The following is a 21277-nucleotide window of genomic DNA, read 5'->3' on the forward strand; positions in this document are numbered from 1 at the left end:
CCATGCGGGAGCCGCCACGGGGGCCGGCGCCCGGCCGGGAGTCCGCCCCGCCGGCCGCCCCGCCGCCGAAGACGCGCTGCATGAGGCCAGGATGCGCGGTCTCGCCGCGGGTGGCCGCGCGCGCGAGGTCGTCCGTCCCTCCGCTGCGCGGCCGCTCGTGCGCGGGCAGCTCCTCGGTGAGACGCGCCTGCACCAGATCGCGCTGCTCGGGCGTGAGGCGGGCGAAGGCGTCGCGGTGCACCTGCTCCAGCTGGTCCGGATCCGCCGTGCGCAGCAGGTAGTCGTACTTGCCGAGGGCGACGCGGTCGGCCTCGCTCGTGCGCGGGCGAGCGTCGGCGGTCGCGGCACGGTGCGGCGATGCGGTCGGCTGCGCCCGGGAGGTGTCGTCCCCTCCGAGGTGACCGGCGGCGGTGCGCACGAGTCCGCGCCAGTCCGTGCCGGATCCGGAGCCGGGAGCGCCGACCGGCCGCTGCTGCCGCCCGTCGCGGGAGGATGAGGAGGCGTTGCCGAGCGCTCTCGCGGCGGCACCCAGGAGCTTCGAGAAGTCAGGCATGCGTCCACTGTCGCGGATCCGCATGAGGAGAACCCGACAGCGCCTGCGGACGTCGACCGGAGCGCTCCGCCGCGGTGGTCGGTCCGCGGGCCGCCTGCCTCAGTCCCAGCTCGCCGAGCCCGGCGGGACCGCCGCCCGCGCGCCGCCACGCCAGCGCGCGATCGACTGCTCCACGTACTCGCCGACGAGAGCGGGCAGGTCGAGGCTCGGGTTGTGGATCCACTGGATCTCGAGCCCGTCGAGGATCGCGAGGAAGCACGCGGCCTCGTAGTCGAGCGTCGCGTCGTCCATCGGCGGCACCTGCCCGAGCGCGACGGCCTCGTCGATACGGCGGCGGATCTGGGCGATCGTGCGCGCGTACCGGCCGCGCATGTACTCGTGGGCGGGGTGGGTCGCGTCGCTGGTCTCGGTCGCGAAGGTCAGGTACAGCTCGAGGAAGCCGCGGTGCTCCACGTGGTAGCGCATCAGGTCGACGAAGGCGCGGAGCGCGGGGAGGCCTGGTGCGGCCTCGGAGACGAACGGCTGCTGCCGGTCCCACTGCCGGAGCACCTCCGTCAGCAGCTCCTCCTTGCGGAAGTAGCGGAGCACGGCCGCGGGCGAGACGCCCACCTCGTCGGCGATCTCCTTGATGGTGGCGGCGCCGTAGCCGCGAACACCGAACACGCGAACGGCCGCCGCGACGATCTCGGCCCGTCGCCGCACGCCCGTCGAGTAGAGGCCGCGGGACGCGGCGCCCGCCGTGGGGACCGATTCCGTGGCCGCGCTCTCATCCGCACCATCACGCGGAAAACTTTCCGTGAGCCCGGCGGATCCCCGAGGTTCCGCGGCGGCTCTCCGCGACTCGGTCACGATGTGATCACCTCCCCTTGTGCCCCTGTGGACCGGGACGTACAGTGACTCAACCGTAAACGAAGCGTCAGTTTGCGTCCTGCGGCTTTCATTCCTGAGGACGAGGGCGTTCATGGGCGAAGAGGTGTTCGGTGTCGGCCTGATCGGGGCCGGGCCGGTCGGGCAGGCCATCCACCTGCCGACCCTGGCGCGCATGGCGGATCGGTTCCGGGTCGTCCACGTGATGGACGTCGACGCCGACGTCGCCGAGCGCGTCGCCGCCCGCGTGGGAGCCCGGCACTCGACCGACGCGGACGCGCTCATCGAGGATCCGGCGGTCGACGTGGTCGTCATCGGCAGCCCGAACCGCTTCCACGCCGAGCAGGTCGTCGCCGCGTGCCACGCCGGCAAGCGGGCCGTGCTGTGCGAGAAGCCGCTCGCCGTCTCGGCCAAGGAGGGCCGGGCCATCGCCCGCGCGTCCGCCGAGCACGGGGTGCCCGTGATCGTCGGCACGATGCACGCGTTCGACCCCGCGTGGATCGCCGCGGCGGCCGCCTGGGACGCCTCCGGCCGCGCGCCGCACACCGTCCGCATCTCGGCCGTCATCCCGCCGAACCCCGACTCCGAGGACTCCGCCACCGAGATCGTCGGGCGCCCCGCACCGCGGATCGTGGGCGAGCCGGACGTCGAGGCGCAGGCGCTCGCGGTCACCGGCGGCGTGCTCGGCCTCGCGATCCACGACCTCCCGCTCGCGCGCCGCCTCCTGCCCGACGCCCGCCCGCGCGTGGTCAGCGCGCGCGCCCTCCGGCCGTGGGGCTACGAGATCGTCGCGATGGTGGGCGAGAGCGTGCTCGAGATCCACGGCATCGGCGGGGCCTCGTGGGATCCCGAGTGGACGCTCGACGCCATCGCGCGCGACCGCTCGCTCCACCTCGACTTCTCGCTCTCCTACGTGCACGCCGGATCCAGCACCGCCACGCTCACGAACGCCCGCGGCACCACCGGCTGGGGCCCCTATGTCGACAACGGCTACCTCGGCGAGTGGGAGCACGTCCACGACGTGATCACCGGGGCCGCGGCGCTGGTGCCGATGGAGGTGCAGCTCGCCGACCTCGACCTCGCGACCGACATCGCGGAGCAGTGCGCGGCGATCATCCGGGCGGGCGGCGCCGTCCCCGCGGCGACCGAGGCCGGATCCGCCGCGGACCCCGCCCCGACGGACGTCGCGGCATGAGCGCCCTCACCCTCCGCATCGATCCCGCGGCCTCGGCGACCCACGCGCACGCCGCCGTCGCGACCCTCGCCTCGCTGCCCGAGTCCTTCCGCCGCACCGACGACGCGGGCGACGTGGTCGTGGTCGCCGGGGGTGACGGCTGGGCTGGCCGCGCGACGGGCGCCGCCCGCTCCGGCGCGCGCGCCCTGCTCGTGCTCGACCCCGGTCCCGTCGACGACGCCGACCTCGCCGACCTCGCCGCCGCGGGCATCCCCGTGGTGCTCGACGTGCCGTGGCGGCACGACGAGGCCGTGCGCCGGGTCGCGCCGCGGATCCACCGCCTCGCCGCACCCGGCGCCCTGTTCGAGGCCCGTGCCACCGTCGCCTCCACCGACGACCTCGCCGGCTCCGCCCGGGCCCTCGCGCTCACCGCGAAGACGCTCGTCGGCTCGCCGCTGACGGAGCTGGCGCCGCTGGCCTGGACGCCCGACCACCTCATGCTGTCCGGCACCACCGCATCCGGCGTGCACGTGATCGTCAGCACCGTCGTCACCGCGCACGCCCACGCGTGCGCGACCTTCCGCCTGGTCGTCGGCGACCGTGCCGCGCACGTCGCCCTCCCCGCGCCGGGCACGGCCGCTCCCGGACGCGCGAGCGTCACGGACGCCGCCGGCCGCGAGGACCTCCCCGTCGTCTTCGAGTCCGGCCACCGCACCGCGATGCGCCTGGCCCGCGACGCCGCCCACGGCCGATGCGTCCCCGACGATGTCGCCGACCTCCGCGTGCTGCTCGCCGCGGCCCCCGCGCTCGCCGCCGGCGCGCGCCCCTAGACCCAGCCCCTTCCCTTCCACCACACACCGCACCACCGGACAACGGAGTCAGAAATGCCACAGCAGTCATCCAGCGCCTTCGGCAACGGCCTCACCCGACGATCCCTCCTGAGCGCGGGCGTCGGCGCCGCGGCGGTCGGCCTCCTCGCCGCCTGCAGCGGCGGCGGAGGCGGCGCATCGGGCGCCGCCGCGCCCCTCAAGTTCTGGAACATGCCCTGGGGCGCGCCCGCCTTCCTCACCGAGGACAAGGCGATCTCCGCGGCCTACAAGCCGGCGAGCGGCATGGGCAAGGTCAGCTACCAGCAGGTCCAGTGGGCCAACTTCACGCAGACCTTCTCGACCGCGGTCGCCGCCAACAACGGCCCCGCCGTGAGCTCGGGCGGCGGGACGACGGCGTTCCTCTTCGAGTCGCAGGGCAAGATCGCGTACGCCGACGACCTCATCGAGACGTGGAAGGGCAACGGGATCTACGACGACTTCCTCCCGGGCCTCGTCGACACCCTCAAGACGGCCAACGGCTACGCGGCCGTCCCGTACAACCTCGACATGCGCATGTACTGGTACCGCAAGGACCTGCTCGAGAAGGCCGGCGCCGACGTGCCGACCGACTGGGACTCCTACGAGGCCGCGTGCGCCGCCCTCAAGAAGATCGGCGTCTACGGCTACGGCACCCGCTCGGGCGCCGGCGCGTTCACCGGCTTCCACCAGATCGTGGCCCACAAGATCAACAACGGCGGCGGCCTCTTCGACGCCGACCAGAACCCGGACGTCGTCACCGACAAGAACATCGAGGCGGTCGAGTGGGTCCTCGGCATGGTGAAGAACGGCTACGTGGATCCCCGCAGCGCCACCTACACCTCCGACAACGCGTACCAGCAGATGGACGCCGGCACCTTCGGCATGTTTTGGGACGGCGCGGGGGCCACGGCCAACGTGAGCCCCGAGACCGCGGCGCAGATGGTGGTGGGCGACCCGCTCGTGGGCCCCGGCGGCGAGAAGGGCGCGCTCTACTTCCCGAACAACATCATGATGTACAAGTCGACGCCCAGCCAGGAGAACAGCGAGGCGTTCCTCACGTACTACTACCAGAACATGAAGTCGCTCTGGACGAAGCAGACCGGCATCGGCCTGCCGCCGCTGAAGTCCATCGCCGACGAGGCGTACGCCGACGACCCGAACACCACGAAGATCCTCAACGACTGGCAGCCCATCTCGAAGACGTGGGGTGCCCCCGGCTCGAACACGGTCTTCCAGAACGTGACCAAGGTCGACGGCACGCAGCCGACGATCTCGTTCGCCCAGGCGGTGCTCGCCGGTTCCGTGACGGCCAAGGCCGCGCTCGAGACGCTGCAGAAGGAGCTGGAGGCCGGCGCGTGATCTGCGTGGTCCGCGTCGTCCCGGAGGCCGTGACGTGGACGGGGTGATCTGATGGCGGTCGACACCCGCGTCGCCGACAAGATCGGGCTGGCCCGCCGCGGCGTCGGCGTGGCCGGCCCCGGTCGGCCGCCCGCCGCGCCGCGGAAGGGCCGCGGGAAGACGCCGCTCGGCCGGGCGGGGAAGACGCTGACGCTGTTCGCGCTGCCGTCCCTCCTCCTGCTCGTGCTGCTCAACGTCTACCCGGTCGTGTACTCGTTCCTGCAGTCGCTGCAGCAGGGCACGCCGTCGACGCTGCCGTGGCAGACGCCGTTCGTCGGGCTCGAGAACTACGCGAACGTGCTCACGTCGGAGTCGTTCCGCAATGCGACCACGTTCACGATCGTGTTCACGGTGGTGGGCGTGTTCGGGTCGTGGCTCGTGGGGCTCGCGCTCGCGCTGCTGCTGCGCACCCGGATCCCCGGCAACGGGTTCTTCAAGGTGCTGCTGCTGCTGCCGTGGATCGTCCCGGTGGTCGTCTCGGCGACCTCGTGGAACTGGCTCGTGGCGACGCCGCAGAGCCCGGTGCCGATCATCCTGGAGCGGCTCGGGTTCCCCGACGCGAACTTCCTCGGCGATCCCGTCCTGGCGCAGGTCGTGGTCTGCGTCTTCAAGGTGTGGATCAGCTTCCCGTTCATGCTGATGATGATGTCCTCGGCGCTCGCGTCGGTCGACACCAACGTCTACGAGGCGGCGAAGATGGACGGCGCGAGCGCCTGGCAGGCGTTCCGCGGCGTGACCCTCCCGATCATCTCCCGCACCACGTACATCAGCTGGGTGCTGATGACGATTTTCTGCGTCAACGACTTCCCGACGATCTTCCTGCTCACGCAGGGCGGTCCCGTGAACGCGACGACGTCGCTGATCGTGCTGGCGTACCAGCAGGCGTTCCAGAACCTGCAGACCGGCCCGGCGACCGCGGTGGCCTTCATGATGACGGCCGTGCTCGTCATCGTGTCGACGCTGCTGTACCGGCAGATCAAGAAGGCGGACATCGAATGAGCCAGGCACTCGCCGTCGGCGGCGCCACGTCGGCGACCGTCGGGGACATCACGCGCAGGTCGGCGAAGGAGCGGGAGCAGAAGGGCCAGTGGTGGCGCTTCCTGTTCATCGCGATCATCACGCTCATCGTGATCACGCCCATCCTCGCGGTGCTGTTCCTCTCCACCCAGCCGGGTCAGAACTCGACGGCCACCGGGTTCACGTTCGAGAACTTCGAGCGCGTGCTCGGCGGCACCGACGTGATGATCTGGCTCGGCAACAGCCTCATCGTCGCGCTCGTGACCGTCGTCGTCTCGGTCGTCATCGCGGCGCCGGCCGGATACGTGCTCAGCCGCTCGCGGTCGAAGCTCGTCTCGGGATACTCGCTCGTGCTGTTCGTGGTGCAGGCCCTGCCGGTGGTGACGGCGGCGATCCCGCTGTTCATCACCTTCTCGGCCATGGGCCTCATCAACACGCTGCAGGGCGTGGCGATCATCTACATCGGCTCGACCATGTCGGTCGCGATCTGGATGATGGCGGCGTACATCGACTCCATCCCCATCACCCTCGAGGAGGCGGCGTGGATGGACGGCGCGAGCGTGTTCAGCGGATTCATCCACGTGGTGCTGCGCAACTCGCTGCCGGGCATCCTCTCGACCGCGATCTTCTCGTTCTTGCTGGCCTGGAACGACTACCTGATCGCGCTCCTGTTCCTGCAGGACTTCACGAAGTACACCCTCCCCATCGGCCTCAACACGTTCTTCCAGCAGAACGCGGCCGACTGGGGATCGGTGATGGCGGTCGCGGTCATCATGATGCTGCCGCCCGTGCTGATCTTCGCCTTCCTGAACCGCTACTTCAGCGTCGGCGGGATCGGCGGGTCGCTCGCCGGGAGGTGATGCGGCCTCGCCCCTTGCGAGAGCCCGCCCTCGTGGTCCATGTGGATGGCGGGGGTGGGCTCTCGTCGTGCGGGGCTCTACTTCGTCTGGTTCGGATGCCTCGTGTGCACCTGCTCGAGGTGGACCGTCCGGCCCTCCACGTAGAACCAGATGCGAGCGTCGCCTCGCGCGGTCGGCTTGTGCTGCCACCGCACGTGCCGCTCGCCGTCGCGCGTGACGGCTCCGAGCTCCTCGCCCTTCAGTGGGTAGTTCGTCGGGGTGCGCTCCGTCGGTGTCCGGGTGAGGAAGTCCCACGTGTCGGCCAGCGGTCCGCGGATCGTCGCGGCCAGGTCCTGCCACCCCTTCCGCGCGCTCTCGGTGGCGAAGACGATCGTGTACTCGGACTTCTTCGTCGGCCGTGGGACCTGAGGATCCTTCGCCACGGTCAGGGGCGCTCGACCGGCGTCGGGCGCGCGAGCCACTCCACCGGCGAGGAGGCGAGCCCCGCGGCGATGGCTGTCGCGCTCTCGCGCCAGGAGGTGAGCTCGGCGATCGCGAGGTGGGGCTGGCCGGTGGAGAAGGAGGCCCGCGCGGCGTTGACGAGCTCGCGCGAGCAGGTCTCGCGATCCGTGGGCGAAAGGGCGAGCATCCACGGGAACCGCTCGGACATGCGCGAGGCGAGAGAGCCCTCGTCATCGAGCGTGACGGTGATGAGGTCGGCCGCGAACTGGAGGAGCTGCGCCTGCGCATCCGCCGCCGTCTGGGACATGAGCACCAGCGTCTCGCCGTCCCGACGGGTGACCTGCACCGGGTGGTCCTCCGCCTCGGCGAACACGTCGGCCGAGTGCTTGCTCAGGTCGGATGAGCGACGGGTCGTCGTGCGGGCGCCATGGATGAGGGGCATGACGCCAGTTTATTCGGAACGCGTTCGGAAGTCCACGCCGCCTACGTCCCGCTCCTCGTACGCCGCCCGCTGCTGCACCTCGCGGATCCGCGCGATGTCGAACTTGGGGCGGCGGTGGAAGTCGTAGATGCCGTTCTGCTCCTGGAACGTGTCGGTCAGCTGCGTGAAGCAGTAGCCGAACATGTGCGGATCCTCGAGCAGCACCTCGGTGAGGCCGCGGAAGCGGGCGTGCCACTCCTCGACGGTCGCGACGCGCTCGCCGTAGCCCCAGGAGACGGCGCGCGCGGGGTCGTCGGATGCATCCTGCGGGCGGTCGATCTCCTCCGGGTTCCACCAGATCCCGCCGTACTCGGAGACGAAGAACGGCTGGCCGGCGTAGGGCACGGAGATCGCGCGGCCGTCGAGGTCGTTGACGAACGGGCGGCCGTCGGCGAGGCCGGACTGCTCGCGACGGAACGCGTCCGGGTCCTGCTCGTAGGAGTGCGAGTCGTAGACGTCGGAGGAGCGGACGCGGTGCGAGTAGCCGGAGGCGTCGAGGACGGGACGCGACGGATCCGCCGCCTTCGTGGCCAGGTACATGCCGGCGGTCACGTCGTCCAGCTGCGTGATGCGGTCGTGCAGCGGCTGGTACGTCTCGTTGAGCGGGCACCAGCCGACGATCGACGGGTGGGAGCGGTCGCGCGTGACGGCCTCGATCCACTGGGTGATGAACGACGCCGTCGGCTGCTGCGCGTCCTTGCCGAGGCCGCCGCCCGCGCCCCAGTCGCCGAACTCGCCCCAGACAAGGTAGCCGAGCCGGTCGGCGTGGAAGAGGAACCGCTCCTCGAACACCTTCTGGTGGAGGCGCGCGCCGGTGAAGCCCGCGGCCATCGACAGCTCGATGTCGCGGACGAGCGCGGCGTCGTCGGGCGAGGTCATGAGGGTGTCCGGCCAGTAGCCCTGGTCGAGCACGAGCCGCTGGAAGACGCGGCGGCCGTTGAGGAGCACGTCGCGGCCGTCGATGGAGATGGAGCGGAGGCCGCCGTAGGAGGCGACCTCGTCGACCACCCGGTCGTCGTCGCCCGAGGCGTCGACCAGGCGCAGGGTGATGTCGTACAGGTGCGGGTCCTCCGGCGACCACTCGCGCACGCGGCTCTCGGGGATGCGCAGGGTGACGCGCGCGCCGAGGTCGCCTGCGGGAATCCGCGCCCGCGTGATCTCGCCGTCCGCGTCCGCGAGCACGGCCTCGAACGCGAGGCCGGCCGTCCGATGCGAGAGCTCCGGGGTGACGGTGAAGGAGGAGTCGGCGCGCTGCGGCTCGATGTGCGCCGAGCGGATGTGCGCCTCGGGCACCGGCTCCAGCCACACCGTCTGCCAGATCCCGGTCGTGCGGGTGTAGAAGCACGCCGTGTTCTCGAACCAGGTGGCCTGCTTGCCGCGGGCCTGCGGCGCGTCGCGGGTGTCGCGGGCGCGGACCACGATGGTCAGCTCCTCCTCGTCGGCGCGCACGCCGAGATCCGCCGTGAACGACGTGAAGCCGCCGCGGTGCCGGGCGACCTCCTCGCCGCCCACCCACACGGTGGCGTCGTGGTCGACGGCGCCGAAGTGGAGGAGGACGCGGCGGCCGCTCCAGCCCGCGGGGATCCGCACGGTGCGGCGGTACCAGACGGCCGTGAGGAAGTCGACGTCGCCGATGCCCGACGCGGTGGACTCCGGGGCGAACGGCACGAGGATCTCCTCCGCCAGATCGCGTTCGAGCAGCCCGCGCTCGAGCCCGCTGTCGCCGCGGTCGCGCTCGAACTGCCACGGGCCGTTGAGGTTCAGCCAGTCGGGGCGCGTGGACTGCGGGCGCGGGTGCTCGGGCTTGGGGATGGCGGATGCGGCGGTGCTGCCGGACGTCGCGGTGCTGTCGGTCATGATCGGGCTTCCTGTCGTCGAGACGGAGGGGAGGTGCGGTCGACGCCAGCCTGCCGCGGCGGGATGGGACGGCGCCGCACGCGAGGCGGGCTGCCGGTCAGCGGGCGTCGCGCGGGGCGGTCGCCGCGGGCGGGTCGGCGTGCGCGGATCCCCACGCCGGGGTGCGGATGCCGTCCGCGGCGCTCGGCCAGGACCGCAGCAGGTCGGCGACGTCGGGGCTCCGCTCGTCGGCGATGGCCTGCGCCAGCGCGTTCTCCAGCAGGTCGGCGATGACGACGCGCTCGCCGCCCCGCTCGCTGCTGCGGATCGCGCCCTCCACCATCGCGAGGCTGAGCACGTTGTGCCGCACCTCCGTCGGCGGCGTGGTGCCGGTGCGGAGGGATCCGACGAACTGCTCGAGCGACGCCCGGATCTCCTCGGGGCCGTCGGGCACGTGGAAGGTCGCGCCGGGAACGTCGACGCGCACGACGTCGTCGCCGTCCCACGACGCGGCGCCGTGCTCGCCGTACGCGCGCCAGTCCGCGTTCCACGACGTGGGCATGCCGGGTGTGCATCGGCTGCCGACGTAGGCGAACCGGGCGCCGGATGCGAGCTCGAAGTCGGCGGTCGGGCCGCGTCGCCGGCGAACCAGCTCCACGGCGGGTTCCACGAGCTGCAGCGCACGGCCACCGGCTCCTCGCCCGTCGCGTACCGCAGCTGGTCGAAGTGGTGGATGGACATGTCGACGAGCAGCGGGTGCGCCATCCGCTCGCGGAAGCCCGGCTCGTGATCCTCGTGCAGGAACTGCGCGTGCACGACCGCGAGCGGCCCCACCTGCGCGACCGCCTCGCGGAACGCGGCCAGGTGGGTGAAGTACCGGCGCGACTGGCTGACCATCAGGAGCCCGCCGGTGATGTCGGCCAGCGCGACCTGGCGGAGCGCCTCGGCGACGGTCGGCGCGAGCGGCTTCTCGCACAGCACCGGGAGGCCCGCGCGGAGCGCCTGCTCGTTGACGACGCGGTGCGCCTGCGGCACGGTCACGTTGACCACGGCCCGGGCGCCGGAGCGGGCGGCGACCTCGGCGACGGACGCGCCCACGACGATCCCCTCGAGCCCGGCGGCGCGCACAGCGGACTCCGCGAGCGGCACGTCGAGGTCGACGACCCCCACGAGCGCGGCGTGCGGGGAGTCGGCGAGCATGCGGATCCACATGGCGCCCATGACGCCGGCGCCCACCACGACGACGGGCAGGCGGTCGGGTGCAGGTGCGTCGGCGGGTGCGTCGGCGGCTCCCGGTCGGCGATAGGACGTGGTCATGGTGCTCGCCTTCCGGGCACGACGGAGGGCCCGCCCCGACGATACCGGGCGTGCGCTCAGTCGCGCGGGGCCGCCGCCGTCTCGGCCTCGATGGTCGTCGCGGTGGGCGGGGCCGCGTGCGCGCCGTGCCCGCCGTCCGCCGGGAGGCCGGCCGGGAGATCCGCCGCCGGCGTCGACGCCGCCGCCGCGTGCGGGTGCGTGCGCTCGAGCGCGGCGCCCTCGATGTCGACGTCCGGGAGGATCCTGTCGAGCCAGCGCGGCAGCCACCAGGCCGAGCGGCCGAGCAGGTGCATGAGCGCGGGCATCAGCAGCATCCGCACCACGAACGCGTCGAGGAGCACGCCGAACGCGAGGCCGAACCCGATGGAGCGGATGATCGTCGACTCCGAGAAGACGAAGCCGCCGAACACCGACACCATGATGAGCGCCGCCGCCGTGACGACCGCGCGCCCGGCCCGGAGGCCCTGCACCACCGCGAGCCGCGCCTCGGCGCCGTGCACGTACGCCTCCCGCATCCCGCTCGCGAGGAACAGCTGGTAGTCCATGGCGAGGCCGAAGAGGATCCCGACGAGGATCACCGGCAGGAAGCTCAGGATCGGCCCGCTGTTCTCGAGCCCGATGAGGCTGGCCCCCCAGCCGAACTGGAACACCGCGACGATGAGGCCGTAGGTCGCGAACAGCGACAGCACGAACCCGCCGGTCGCGATGAGGGGCAGGAGGATCGAGCGGAACACCACGATCAGGATCAGCAGCGACAGCCCCACGACCACGAGCAGGTAGAGCGGCAGCACCGCGGCCAGCGCCTCGGAGATGTCGATGTTGGTGGCGGCCTGCCCGGCGACGCCGAGCGTGATGCCGCCGTCGAGCTCGGGCAGCGCGCGGATGTCCTGCACGAGCTGCTCCGTGGACGCGCTGTTCGGGCCCTCCTGCGGGAGCACCTGGAACGCGAGCACCGTGTTGTCGTCGGTGTTCGCGACCGGGGCGACGGCGACCACGTCGTCGAGGTCGTGCAGCGCCTGCGCGACGTCGACCTGCGTGGCGAGGAGATCCGCGTCGGCGAGGCCGGCCGGCACGTCGGCGACGACGAGCAGCGGGCCGTTGGCGCCCTCGCCGAACTCGTCGGCGACCGTGCTGAACGCGCGCTCGCTGGTGGATCCGGCCGGCTCGCTGGATCCGTCGGGCAGGCCGAGCCGCATCGACAGGCTCGGGATCGCGACCACGAGCAGGGCGACGACCGTGCCGACCACGGTGAGCACGGCGCGGGCGTTCGACATCGGCTTGAGCGCCTTCGCGGCATCCTGCGGGCTGGGTGCCGACGCGGCCCGGCTCGCCGACGCGCGGTCGCGCTTCCGCAGCACCCGCGTCCCGGCGAGGCCGAGCACGGCGGGCGTCAGCGTGATCGCGACCAGCACGGCCACGAGCACGCAGACCGCGCCGACCGTTCCCATCAGCGCGAGGAACGGCACGCCCGTGATGTTGAGGGCGAGCAGCGCGACGATGACGGTGGATCCCGCGAACACGACCGCCGTGCCCGAGGTGCCGTTGGCGAGCCCGATGGACTCGCGCACGCCCGTGCCGGCGAGCATCTGCTTCCGGTGCCGGTTGACGATGAAGAGGGAGTAGTCGATGCCGACCGCGAGGCCGAGCATCACGCCGAGCACCGGGGTCACCGACGCCATGTCGACGACGCCGGAGAACGCGAGCGAGGCCGTGACGCCGACGCCCACGCCGACCACCGCGGTGACGATGGGCAGCGACGCGGCGATGAGCGTGCCGAGCATCACGATGAGCACGATGGCCGCGAACACGAGGCCGACGACCTCGCCGATGCCGAAGATCTCGGGCACGCCCTGCGCCAGGTCGGTCGCGAAGTCGACGCTCGTGCCGTCGACGGGGGAGTCCTGGAAGTGCGCGATCGCGGACTCCTTGGTCTCCTCGGAGAGCTCGAGGCGCGGATCCGTGAAGGAGACGTTGACGATGGCCGTCGAGCCGTCCGCCGAGACGACGCCGATGCCGTCCGTGAGGCCGAGGAGCGTGCGGCCGAGCTCGGCCTGCTCGGCGCCGGACTCGAGCTGCGTGCGCGAGGAGTCGACCGTCGCCTGCTGCTGCTGGAGGGCCTGGGTCTGCTGGTCGAGCTGGGCCTGCTGCGCGTCGAGCGCGGCGATCTGCGCGGCCGGAGCGCCCGCGGCCTCGGCCTGCTGGCGCGCGGCGGTGAGCTGCTGCTGGCCCGCGTCGAGCTGCGCCTTCCCGGCGTCGAGCTGCTGCTGCGCGGCATCGAGCTGGGTGCGGCCCGCGGTGATCTGCGCGTCGCCGCTCTGGAGCTGCGCGGCCTGGTCGGCGCGCTGCTGGGTGACGGCGAAGGGATCCACGACGCGCGCGACGCCCGGGAGGTCGCCCGCGCTGGTGGCGAGGGCGGAGATGTCCTGCTTCTGCTGGTCGGTGAATGCCGAGCCGTCGGTCGTGCGGTAGACGACGGTGCCGGTGCCGCCCGCGGTGTCGGGGAGCGTCTGCGCGAGCTCGTCGGTGACGGCGCCGGACGCCGTGCCCGGGATGTCGAAGCTGTTGCCGAGGGTGCCCGCGAACGCGAGGAACGAGCCCACGCCGATGCCGAGGATCACCACCCACGAGACGATCACGAGCCACGCGCGACGCGCGGCCATCGAACCGAGCCGGTACAGCACTGACGCCATGTCATCTCCCTCAGACGAGTCGACGATACGCTACGTCTCGTCTAGTTTGTGGAGCTACCACATGCAGGTGAACGAGCACCGAACCGGACGGGTCCGCAGCGAGGCGGCACGCGAGGCGATCCTCGGCGCGACCGTGCGCCTCATCCACGCCGTCGGCTACGACCACCTCACGATCGAGGGCGTCGCCAAGGAGGCGGGGGTCGGCAAGCAGACGATCTACCGGTGGTGGCCGTCGCGCGGCGCCCTCATCGCCGAGTGCATGACCGAGGGGCGGTTGATCCCGGTCGAGTTCGCCGTGCCCGACACGGGCGACCTCCTCGCCGACATCGAGCGCTGGCTCACCGACGTGCTCGCCGTGCTGGATGCGCCCACCGGCGGCCCGCTCGTCCGCTCGCTCGTGGCGGCCGCCGCCGAGGACGCGGCCGTGGGCGACAGCCTGAGCGCGAGCCTCGGCGTCGACCGCGACCTCTCCGAGCGCCTGGCCTCGGGGATCCGCGCGGGCCAGCTCCCCGCCGACGCCCCCGTCGAGGAGCTCGGCCAGGCGATCCTCGGCGTCATCGTGCTGCGCGTGCTCGGCCGCCAGGGTGACCACGCGGAGAGCGTGACGCGGCTGGTGCGGTTCGTGCTGGGAGCGGGTGCGTCGTCCTGACGTCAGGGAGTCTGGTCGCGCACTCCCTCCACGACTCCGGGCTCCATCCCGTTCTCGGACAGGTACTTCATCGCACGCTCGATCGTGACGATCTTGCGCGTGAGCTCCTTGAGCACAGAGGAGGACTCGTCGCTGAACTCGTCGAGCCGCTCGTGCTCGCGGCGGACCGCGATCTCCGTCTGCGCCAGGAGGTCCCAGATGCCGCTGTCGGGTTCGAGTCCTTGCCGCCTGCGGAGGATGGTCGCCGTCAACCGCGTCTGCACGACCGATTCGACAGTCTCGGCGGTGGTCGCCGGGCTCGCCAGCCCGAACGCGATGCCTCCTCCACCCGCGGACACGAGGGTCCCTGCTGTGAGGAGTCCGCCGATCATGCCGCCCGGGCCGAACGCGGCGAGCGCGCTGGTGAGAGCTGCGCCGCCGGCGAGGCCAGCTCCGGCCGCCAGCGCCAGCCCGCCGGTCGCGACGATGATGGCGACCGCACCGGCACCGACCGCTCCCCATCTCAGCCAAGTGCCGTTGCGGGCTCCGGTGAGGGCGTCCTGCGCCTCCTTGGCAGCGGCGAACACGTCCGCTCCGAAGCGGCTGGACAGCCCCATCTCCGCGGTGAGGTCCTCCATGGCCCGCTGTCGATCGGCCTTCGCGACCGCGATCTCGAACGGCCGGATGATGTTCTCGGTGGCGAGCACGGTCATGACGACCGCCGCGGTCTCCTTCGTGAGGTGCTGGCCTGGCACGGGCTCGGGGGCGACGGCAGCCGCATCGGTCACGTCGAAGGCCAGCCGTGCGATCGCTGACGCCAGGGGACGGCCCTCCTCCTCGTTCCGACCCTTCAGCTGGGCGACGGCGGCGGCCTGCACGAGCCGCAGAGCGCCGACGAACCGGTCGCGGTCCGACCCCGTGAGCCGCTGGGCCGTCAGGTGCCCGTACCGCAGTGCGAGGACGGTCAGGACCTCGCTCTCGTCCAGGGGGACGGCGGCGCCCGTCTCCGCGTGGGCCAGCTCTCGGGACGACGAGCCGAAGAGCGCGAATCCGATGGCAGCGGCTACGGAGCCGTGGGACAAGTACGCGGCTGCGCGGTGTGCGGGGATGAGCACCTGATGGGTGGTGATCCGGAAGTCGATCAACCACGGGAACCCGGATGACAGCCCGCGATGGGCGGAGACGGGATCCCCGAAGTTCCAGAAGTTGACCCACCGGCCGAGGTTGGTCGGCGGTTCCTGCAGGACGTCCCGGAGCTTGTCGACGTTGACGCTCCCGTGCGCGAGCGGGCTGCCGATGGTGATGAATCCCGTCACGCGCACCTCGGGCGGCAGCCGTCGCAGGAGATCCGCGGCGATGACGGATCCCAGGCTGTGGCCGACCAGCACGATGTCACCCTCTGAGGGGATGCGCGCGAGGATCAGGCTGAGCACTTGCGCGCGGATCTGAGGATCCGTCGCGTAATTGCGGGCCTGAGTGAACCGGCGGTCGCGCAGCGCCACGCTGAATGCCGCCTCCGCGAAGGGCACGCCCGGTCCTGGGTCCTCGTGTCCGAGCCGGACCTCCAGGGCGCCCATGCGCTGCTCGAACTCCCGACGGTTCGTGCGCGCCGCCTCGCGGACGGGCTGCTTGATGGTCAAGCCGGGCAGGGCCGTCTTCTCATCCCAGCCGAAGAGGGCGTGGGAGTACTTCGGCGCGATGACCTCCACCCCTACGAGGTCCGGGTAGCCGAGCCCAGCCAGACCGCGGGTGAGGTGCTCCCGCCACGTGTCCTCCTTGTCTCCGTCACCGATGCCGTGCAGGAATACGAGGACAGGTCCATCGGCCATGGGGGGGGGCTCCATTCAACGACGTGCCGAGCATCCGGACGCTCGGGCAACCTCTTGAATCTAAGGACCCTGATCTGCCGCCCCTGCGACGTCAGGCGCGGCGTGACCCGTTTCCTTGCTCTTGGGGCTTGGTACGACGGCGCGGCCCGCCCTCCCGCCTGTCGCCACACCACGAGATGGCGACGCCCACGGTGTCGACCCTGGAGACGCCGTCGCCGATGGGCACGTCGCACTGCCGCCCGGCGTGAAGGAGGTCACGTGGCCGTGGGGTTGAGCAGGTTCGTGCCGAGGCCCATGCGGAAGGGCTTCGCGGGGGAGTCGCGGGGCAGGTCGGGCGTGTCTAAGACGGACGCGCCGCCCGGGCGAGCGTGAGCGCCGTGTCAAGCCACGGCACCACGACGACGACGGCGGTGAGGACGGCGGCGTGTGGCCCGCGGCCGGGGGATCAGCAGGACGCATGCGCCCGGCGGGTGCCGCGCCCCTCGACCGCTCCGCCGGTGAGCCCCGCGACGAGCCGGCGCTGCAGCAGGGTGGCGGCGGCGAACAGCGGGATCACGCCGATGAGGGACGCGGCGGCGATCTTCCCGAAGTCCTGCACCCGCTCGCCGAGCATCAGGGAGAGGACCACGGGGAACGTCTGCGCGGCAGGGCCCTGGGTGAGGAACGTCGCGAACAGGAACTCCTGATAGTCGAGCACCGCGACGATCACGCCGACCGACACGAGCGCCGGTGTCAGCAGGGGCGTGACGATGCTCACGAGCACGCGCCACTCTCCGGCGCCGTCGAGTTGCGCGGCCTCGTCGAGCTCGACGGGGATCCGCCGCACAAACCCCTCGAGCAGCCAGACGGCGACGGCGACGTTCGCGAGGGCGTAGACGATCGTCAGGCCGACCAGCGTGTTGTTGAGCGACAGGATGCGCAGCAACGTGAACACCGGCACGATCGCGACCACCGGGGGCAGCAGCCACGGGCTGAGCACCAGCCCGGCGAGCACGCGGCCGCCGGTGCGGTGCCGGGCCATCGCCCACGCGGCGGGGAGGGCGGCGGCGAGGCTGAGCACGGATCCGATCACGGACGTGGCGAGCGAGTTCAGGATCGCGCGCGGCAGCCCCGAGCCGGTGAGCGCCGCCGTCCAGTTCTGCCAGGCCGGATCGGTGGGCACCAGCACGCCGGCGGACACCTCGCCCTGCGTCATGAGCGACACGGACAGCAGGTAGGCGAGCGGCACGAGCACCGCGGCCAGGGACAGCGCGAGCCACAGGTCGGCGCCCCGGGAGTGGCGGCGCGGGCGGCGGGTCCGCGGGTCGCGCCCCGGCCGGATGCGCGCCGCGGCAGGGACGGCGTCGGGGACCGAGCGGGCGGGAGTGAGCAGGGTCGAGGTCGCGTCAGGCACGGTTCAGCCTCCGGGTGATGGCCGTCACGGGCAGGGTCACGGCCGTGACCACCACCGCGAGCAGCAGGGTGATGACGGCGGCGCGGCCCACGTCGAAGTGCTGCAGCGCGGCCTGCCAGATGAGGTAGGCGGGCATGGTCGTCGCCTGGCCCGGCCCGCCCGAGGTGAGGATGTAGACGAGGTCGAACACCTTGAACGCCAGCACCAGGCGGATGAGGGCGACGGCCGCGACCGTGCCCGAGATCGCGGGCAGCGTGATGCTCCGGACGAGGCGCAGCCCGTGTGCGCCGTCGAGCGCCGCCGCCTCCTCCACCGCGGGATCCTGGCCGACGAGGGCCGCGAAGACGAGCAGCACGATGAGCGGCGTCCACTCCCACACGTCCGCGAGCGCGACGCCGAGGAACGCCGTGACCGGCTGCGAGAGCACCGACACCGCGGATCCACCCGGCACGACCGCGGCCACGACCGTGTCCCCGAGCCCGCCGTTCGGCTGGAAGACGAGCTTCCACAGCACGCCCACCACGACGGGCGGGGTGATCATCGGCAGCAGCAGGAGCGTCCGCACGACCGCTCCCGCGTGCACCGAGCGCCAGAGCGCGACCCCCGTCCCGACGCCGAGCACCACGCTCACGACCGTGACCAGCAGCGCGTACCCGACGCCGCGCACGAGCGCCGTCGTCGTGTCGCCCTCCGCGAGCACATCCGCGAACGTCGCCGTGCCGACGAACTCCTGGAAGGGCCGGCCGAGGCTCGACTCCGTGAGGGCCGCGAGCGCGATGAACACGAGCGGGTACCCGCCGAGCACCACGAGCGCCAGCACCGACGGCGCGACGAACACGCGTCGCGGCCAGGTGCTCCGGGGACAGCGGGCGCGGGACCCGGCGAGTGACACCGTCACCCGAGCAGCTCTTCCCATTTCGCCTGCACGCGGTCGAGCGTCTCCTGCGCCGTCCCGCCTTCACCGGCGAGCAGCTTCGCGAGCTCATCCGTGAGCACCTGCGCGGCCTCGGTCGCGTTCTTCCCGCTCGGCCAGGCGAGCGCGCCGGCGAGCGTCGCGCGGTTCGCCTCCTGGATCTCCGGGAAGCGCTGCCCGTACGTGGCGTCCTCGAGCGAGGAGACGCGGTTGGGGTCGATCCCGGTGGGCGGCGACGCGGTCAGGAGCTCCGCGTTCACCTTCGACGACGACGCCCACTCGATGAAGCGCTCGGCCAGCGCGGTCTTCTGCGTGTGCGCGGTGACGACCCAGCTGAAGCCGGCGACGAGCGACGCCCGCGAGGTCGTGTCGGCGCCGCCCGTGGGGAGCAGGGTCACGCCCCACTTGCCCGCGACCTGGGAGCCGCTCGTCGGATCCTCGCTCCGCACTCCGAGATCCGTCCAGTTCTCGATGAAGCCGACCTTGCCCGCGAACCACGCGCTGTTGCCCGCCCCGAAGTCGGTCTCGGCGGGGGTGGGCAGGGCCTGGTCCTGCACGTCGACGAGCGCCTGCGCGGCGGCCACCGCCTGCGGGCTGTCGATGGTCGGCTTCCCGTCGGCGTCGACGAACGAGCCGCCGAAGCCGGCGAGCCGGTTCGCGAAGCTCGCGCCGAGGATCAGCGGCGACTTCTGCCCGAAGACCGCTGCGCCGTACACGCCGTCCGCCTTCTCGTTCGCGGTGATCGTGGTCACCTGCTGCAGGTACTCGTCCCACGTCCTCGGGGGCGAGGTGAACCCGTTCCGCGCCAGGATCTCCTTGTTGTAGAAGAGCACGTGCGTGTCGCCGTCGAAGGGCAGGCCGTACGTGCGGCCCTCCACCTGGCTGTACGGCTCCCAGATGGTAGGGGATGAAGTCGCCCGTGTCGATCGCGGGGTCGCTGCCGACCCAGTCGGTGATGTCCTGGATCGCGCCGTCCGCCGCGAGGTCGCCGAGCGAGACGTACCAGGGCGCGGCAACGTCGATGGTGTCCGCGCCGGACTGCTGGTCGAGGGCGAGCTTCGAGCCGATCTCGTCGTAGGGCACGATGACCGGTTTGATGACGGCGCCGGTCTCCGCCTGGAACTCCTTCGCGAGCTGGTCCGCGGCGCCCTGGTGCGACGAGATCATCAGCACGGTGAGCTCCTGGCCGGAGATGTCGCCGTCGGCGGAGCCGGCCTCGGCGGGAGCGCCGGCGCAGGCCGAGAGGGCGAGCGCGGCGGTCGCGATGCCGACGGCGACCACGCGGCGGCGCGTGCGGACGACGCGCGGGGATCGGATCGTGGACATGGGTTCCTCGTGTGGATCGGCGGGCGGAGGGCTCGTGCACCTCCACTGGTGAGGAAGGTAGGGATCCACGACCGCCCGGGGGAAGCGCGGACGCAACGCGGCGTCACCGTGTTACGACGTGCGTACCCGCGTTGCGTCGTGCGACACCGTGCCCTCGCCGGCCCGGAGCCCGGCCGGTAGCTTCGGGCCCCGACGGCCGCAGGTCGGCACGTCGCCCGGCCGTCCGACAGCGGTCGGTCGCCCGGATCGACTGGAGGCACCCGTGCCATCGCGCATCATCCTCAACGCGTTCGACATGAGCTGCGTCACTCACCAGGCGCCCGGACTCTGGCGCCATCCCGACAACGAGGCGCACCGGTACGGCGACCTCGACTACTGGGTGGACCTCGCCCGCCTGCTCGAGCGCGGGCGGTTCGACGCCCTGTTCATCGCCGACGTGGTCGGGGTCTACGACGTGTACCGCCACTCGGCGGCGCCGGCGCTCGAGGACTCGGCGCAGATCCCCGTGGGCGACCCGATCGTGCAGGTCTCCGCCATGGCGCACGCGACCGAGCACCTCGGCTTCGGCGTGACGGTCGCATCCACCTACGAGCTGCCGTACGCGCTGGCGCGGCGGTTCTCGACGCTCGACCACTTCACCCGCGGCCGCATCGGCTGGAACGTCGTCACCTCCTACCTCGACTCGGCGGCGCGGAACCTCGGGCTCGAGCGGCAGATCGGACACGACGACCGGTACGCCATCGGCGACGAGTTCCTCGACGTGACCTACAAGCTGTGGGAGGGCTCCTGGGAGGACGGTGCGGTCGTCATCGACCGCGAGCGGGGGATCTACACCGACCCCGCCAAGGTCCACCCGATCGCCCACGACGGCGAGCACTTCCGCGTGCCCGGCGTGCACCTCGCGGAGCCCAGCCCGCAGCGCACGCCCGTCGTCTTCCAGGCGGGCGCGTCGCCGCGCGGCAGGGAGTTCGCGGCCAAGCACGGGGAGGCGGTCTTCATCAACGGCCTCACGCCGGAGCTCACGCGGCCGATCACCGACGACATCCGGGACCGCGCCGAGCGCATCGGCCGCCCGCGCGACAGCGTCAAGATCCTGACGCTCGCCACCGTGATCGTCGCCCAGACCGACGAGGAGGCGCAGGCGCAGTACGACGAGTACCGCGGGTACGTCAGCCTCGACGGGGCGCTCGCGCTCTACGGAGGCTGGTCCGGGCTCGACCTCAGCGGGTACGACCCGGACGCGCCGCTGCGGTACGTCGACACGGACGCCGCCCGATCGGCCCTCGCGATCTTCACGCGCTACGACCCGGACCGCGACTGGACGCCCCGCGACATCGCCGACCACGTGGGCATCGGCGGCATCGGCGCCGTCATCGTCGGCAGCCCGACCACGGTCGCCGACGAGCTCGAGCGCTGGATCGAGGTGGCCGGCATCGACGGCTTCAACCTCGCCTACGTGATCACACCGGGCACGTTCGAGGCCGTCGTCGACCTGCTCGTGCCGGAGCTGCAGCGCCGCGGCCGCGTCTGGGACGAGTACCCGGAGGGCACGCTGCGCGGTCGTCTCAACGGCAGCGGATCACCCGTCGTGCCCGAGTGGCATCCCGCGCACGCCTACCGCGGCGCGTACGTCGGCGGGCCGAGCGCCGCCGACGACACCGCGCCCCGCCTGTCCACCCCGCCCCTCGTCCCCGGAAGGTCCTGAC

General features: G+C 72.1%; 17 protein-coding genes and 3 pseudogenes. 8 read left to right on the plus strand and 12 right to left on the minus strand.

Annotated elements, in window-relative coordinates; all coding sequences use genetic code 11:
• Together HDR73_RS03190 and HDR73_RS03195 are read right to left on the minus strand one after the other, a co-directional pair.
• A pseudogene (locus HDR73_RS03190) lies at positions 1-553 on the minus strand (cation-transporting ATPase); the annotation flags it as partial.
• 99 nt (positions 554-652) lie between these two features.
• On the minus strand, positions 653-1255 hold the full coding sequence (locus tag HDR73_RS03195) for a TetR/AcrR family transcriptional regulator (RefSeq protein WP_012297819.1): 603 nt from the start codon (positions 1253-1255) through the stop codon (positions 653-655).
• Positions 1256-1514: 259 nt separating this feature from the next.
• Here HDR73_RS03195 and HDR73_RS03200 point away from each other — a divergent pair, with 259 nt between their 5' ends.
• From HDR73_RS03200 to HDR73_RS03220, 5 genes are read left to right on the plus strand one after another with little or no spacing between them, the layout of a single operon-like run.
• Complete coding sequence (locus tag HDR73_RS03200; protein ID WP_012297820.1) at positions 1515-2615, plus strand: Gfo/Idh/MocA family protein; 1101 nt, start codon at positions 1515-1517, stop codon at positions 2613-2615.
• Positions 2612-3424, plus strand: a complete 813-nt coding sequence (locus tag HDR73_RS03205; protein ID WP_012297821.1) for a hypothetical protein — start codon at positions 2612-2614, stop codon at positions 3422-3424. The genes HDR73_RS03200 and HDR73_RS03205 overlap by 4 nt, the downstream gene beginning before the upstream one ends.
• A 54-nt stretch (positions 3425-3478) precedes the next feature.
• Entirely contained in the window at positions 3479-4801 is a 1323-nt protein-coding gene (locus HDR73_RS03210) for an ABC transporter substrate-binding protein (RefSeq protein WP_012297822.1), read from the plus strand.
• A 51-nt stretch (positions 4802-4852) separates the two neighbouring features.
• Positions 4853-5839 carry a carbohydrate ABC transporter permease gene (locus tag HDR73_RS03215; protein WP_012297823.1) on the plus strand — a complete coding sequence of 329 codons (987 nt, stop codon included), beginning with the start codon at positions 4853-4855 and terminating at the stop codon, positions 5837-5839.
• A complete protein-coding gene (locus HDR73_RS03220; protein WP_012297824.1) occupies positions 5836-6717 on the plus strand; it encodes a carbohydrate ABC transporter permease in 882 nt (293 codons plus the stop codon). The genes HDR73_RS03215 and HDR73_RS03220 overlap by 4 nt, the downstream gene beginning before the upstream one ends.
• Positions 6718-6794: 77 nt before the next feature.
• Here the strand turns inward: HDR73_RS03220 and HDR73_RS03225 are convergent, their stop codons facing one another.
• The 6 genes and pseudogenes from HDR73_RS03225 to HDR73_RS03250 form a co-directional block, all read right to left on the minus strand.
• Positions 6795-7139 (minus strand): hypothetical protein, encoded by a 345-nt coding sequence (locus tag HDR73_RS03225; protein ID WP_012297825.1) that lies wholly within the window; start codon positions 7137-7139, stop codon positions 6795-6797.
• A gap of 2 nt (positions 7140-7141) precedes the next feature.
• Positions 7142-7600: a hypothetical protein gene (locus HDR73_RS03230; protein WP_012297826.1), complete on the minus strand. Its 459-nt coding sequence runs from the start codon at positions 7598-7600 to the stop codon at positions 7142-7144.
• Positions 7601-7609: 9 nt separating this feature from the next.
• Positions 7610-9496 carry a glycoside hydrolase family 2 protein gene (locus HDR73_RS03235; RefSeq protein WP_012297827.1) on the minus strand — a complete coding sequence of 629 codons (1887 nt, stop codon included), beginning with the start codon at positions 9494-9496 and terminating at the stop codon, positions 7610-7612.
• A 97-nt stretch (positions 9497-9593) separates the two neighbouring features.
• Positions 9594-10133, minus strand: a complete 540-nt coding sequence (locus tag HDR73_RS03240) for a hypothetical protein (protein ID WP_223842800.1) — start codon at positions 10131-10133, stop codon at positions 9594-9596.
• Positions 10134-10426: 293 nt separating this feature from the next.
• Positions 10427-10792 (minus strand): annotated as a pseudogene (locus HDR73_RS03245) (Gfo/Idh/MocA family oxidoreductase); the annotation flags it as partial.
• A 56-nt stretch (positions 10793-10848) separates the two neighbouring features.
• A complete protein-coding gene (locus tag HDR73_RS03250) occupies positions 10849-13482 on the minus strand; it encodes an MMPL family transporter (RefSeq protein ID WP_012297828.1) in 2634 nt (877 codons plus the stop codon).
• Positions 13483-13543: 61 nt separating this feature from the next.
• Here HDR73_RS03250 and HDR73_RS03255 point away from each other — a divergent pair, with 61 nt between their 5' ends.
• Positions 13544-14131 (plus strand): TetR/AcrR family transcriptional regulator, encoded by a 588-nt coding sequence (locus HDR73_RS03255; RefSeq protein ID WP_012297829.1) that lies wholly within the window; start codon positions 13544-13546, stop codon positions 14129-14131.
• A 2-nt stretch (positions 14132-14133) separates the two neighbouring features.
• Here HDR73_RS03255 and HDR73_RS03260 read toward each other — a convergent pair whose 3' ends face one another.
• From HDR73_RS03260 to HDR73_RS03275, 4 genes and pseudogenes are all read right to left on the minus strand, one after another.
• Positions 14134-15939, minus strand: coding sequence for a lipase family protein (locus HDR73_RS03260; protein ID WP_094146304.1), 1806 nt, complete (start codon positions 15937-15939; stop codon positions 14134-14136).
• 445 nt (positions 15940-16384) lie between these two features.
• Positions 16385-17332: a carbohydrate ABC transporter permease gene (locus tag HDR73_RS03265; RefSeq protein WP_012297831.1), complete on the minus strand. Its 948-nt coding sequence runs from the start codon at positions 17330-17332 to the stop codon at positions 16385-16387.
• The gene (locus HDR73_RS03270; protein WP_223842693.1) at positions 17325-18170 is read right to left on the minus strand and encodes a carbohydrate ABC transporter permease; all 846 of its coding nucleotides are present in this window, start codon (positions 18168-18170) and stop codon (positions 17325-17327) included. Before HDR73_RS03270 ends, HDR73_RS03265 begins: the two co-directional genes overlap by 8 nt.
• Positions 18171-18226: 56 nt before the next feature.
• Positions 18227-19412 (minus strand): annotated as a pseudogene (locus HDR73_RS03275) (ABC transporter substrate-binding protein).
• Here HDR73_RS03275 and HDR73_RS03280 point away from each other — a divergent pair.
• Both HDR73_RS03280 and HDR73_RS03285 read left to right on the plus strand, forming a co-directional pair.
• On the plus strand, positions 19342-19623 hold the full coding sequence (locus HDR73_RS03280; protein ID WP_287136222.1) for a hypothetical protein: 282 nt from the start codon (positions 19342-19344) through the stop codon (positions 19621-19623). The pseudogene HDR73_RS03275 and the gene HDR73_RS03280 overlap by 71 nt on opposite strands.
• A 210-nt stretch (positions 19624-19833) precedes the next feature.
• Positions 19834-21276, plus strand: coding sequence for an LLM class flavin-dependent oxidoreductase (locus HDR73_RS03285; RefSeq protein WP_012297833.1), 1443 nt, complete (start codon positions 19834-19836; stop codon positions 21274-21276).
• Position 21277: the final 1 nt, after the last annotated feature.

Origin of the sequence: Clavibacter sp., from assembly GCF_014802555.1 — a bacterium.
Lineage (GTDB): Bacteria > Actinomycetota > Actinomycetes > Actinomycetales > Microbacteriaceae > Clavibacter > Clavibacter sepedonicus.

Coding starts and splice junctions, on each gene's coding strand:
- HDR73_RS03260 (WP_094146304.1), bottom strand. CDS start 15,939: ATGGCCGATGGACCTGTCCTCGTATTCCTGCACGGCATCGGTGACGGA.
- HDR73_RS03210 (WP_012297822.1), top strand. CDS start 3,479: ATGCCACAGCAGTCATCCAGCGCCTTCGGCAACGGCCTCACCCGACGA.
- HDR73_RS03280 (WP_287136222.1), top strand. CDS start 19,342: ATGACGGCGCCGGTCTCCGCCTGGAACTCCTTCGCGAGCTGGTCCGCG.
- HDR73_RS03200 (WP_012297820.1), top strand. CDS start 1,515: ATGGGCGAAGAGGTGTTCGGTGTCGGCCTGATCGGGGCCGGGCCGGTC.
- HDR73_RS03235 (WP_012297827.1), bottom strand. CDS start 9,496: ATGACCGACAGCACCGCGACGTCCGGCAGCACCGCCGCATCCGCCATC.
- HDR73_RS03220 (WP_012297824.1), top strand. CDS start 5,836: ATGAGCCAGGCACTCGCCGTCGGCGGCGCCACGTCGGCGACCGTCGGG.
- HDR73_RS03215 (WP_012297823.1), top strand. CDS start 4,853: ATGGCGGTCGACACCCGCGTCGCCGACAAGATCGGGCTGGCCCGCCGC.
- HDR73_RS03230 (WP_012297826.1), bottom strand. CDS start 7,600: ATGCCCCTCATCCATGGCGCCCGCACGACGACCCGTCGCTCATCCGAC.
- HDR73_RS03250 (WP_012297828.1), bottom strand. CDS start 13,482: ATGGCGTCAGTGCTGTACCGGCTCGGTTCGATGGCCGCGCGTCGCGCG.
- HDR73_RS03205 (WP_012297821.1), top strand. CDS start 2,612: ATGAGCGCCCTCACCCTCCGCATCGATCCCGCGGCCTCGGCGACCCAC.
- HDR73_RS03255 (WP_012297829.1), top strand. CDS start 13,544: ATGCAGGTGAACGAGCACCGAACCGGACGGGTCCGCAGCGAGGCGGCA.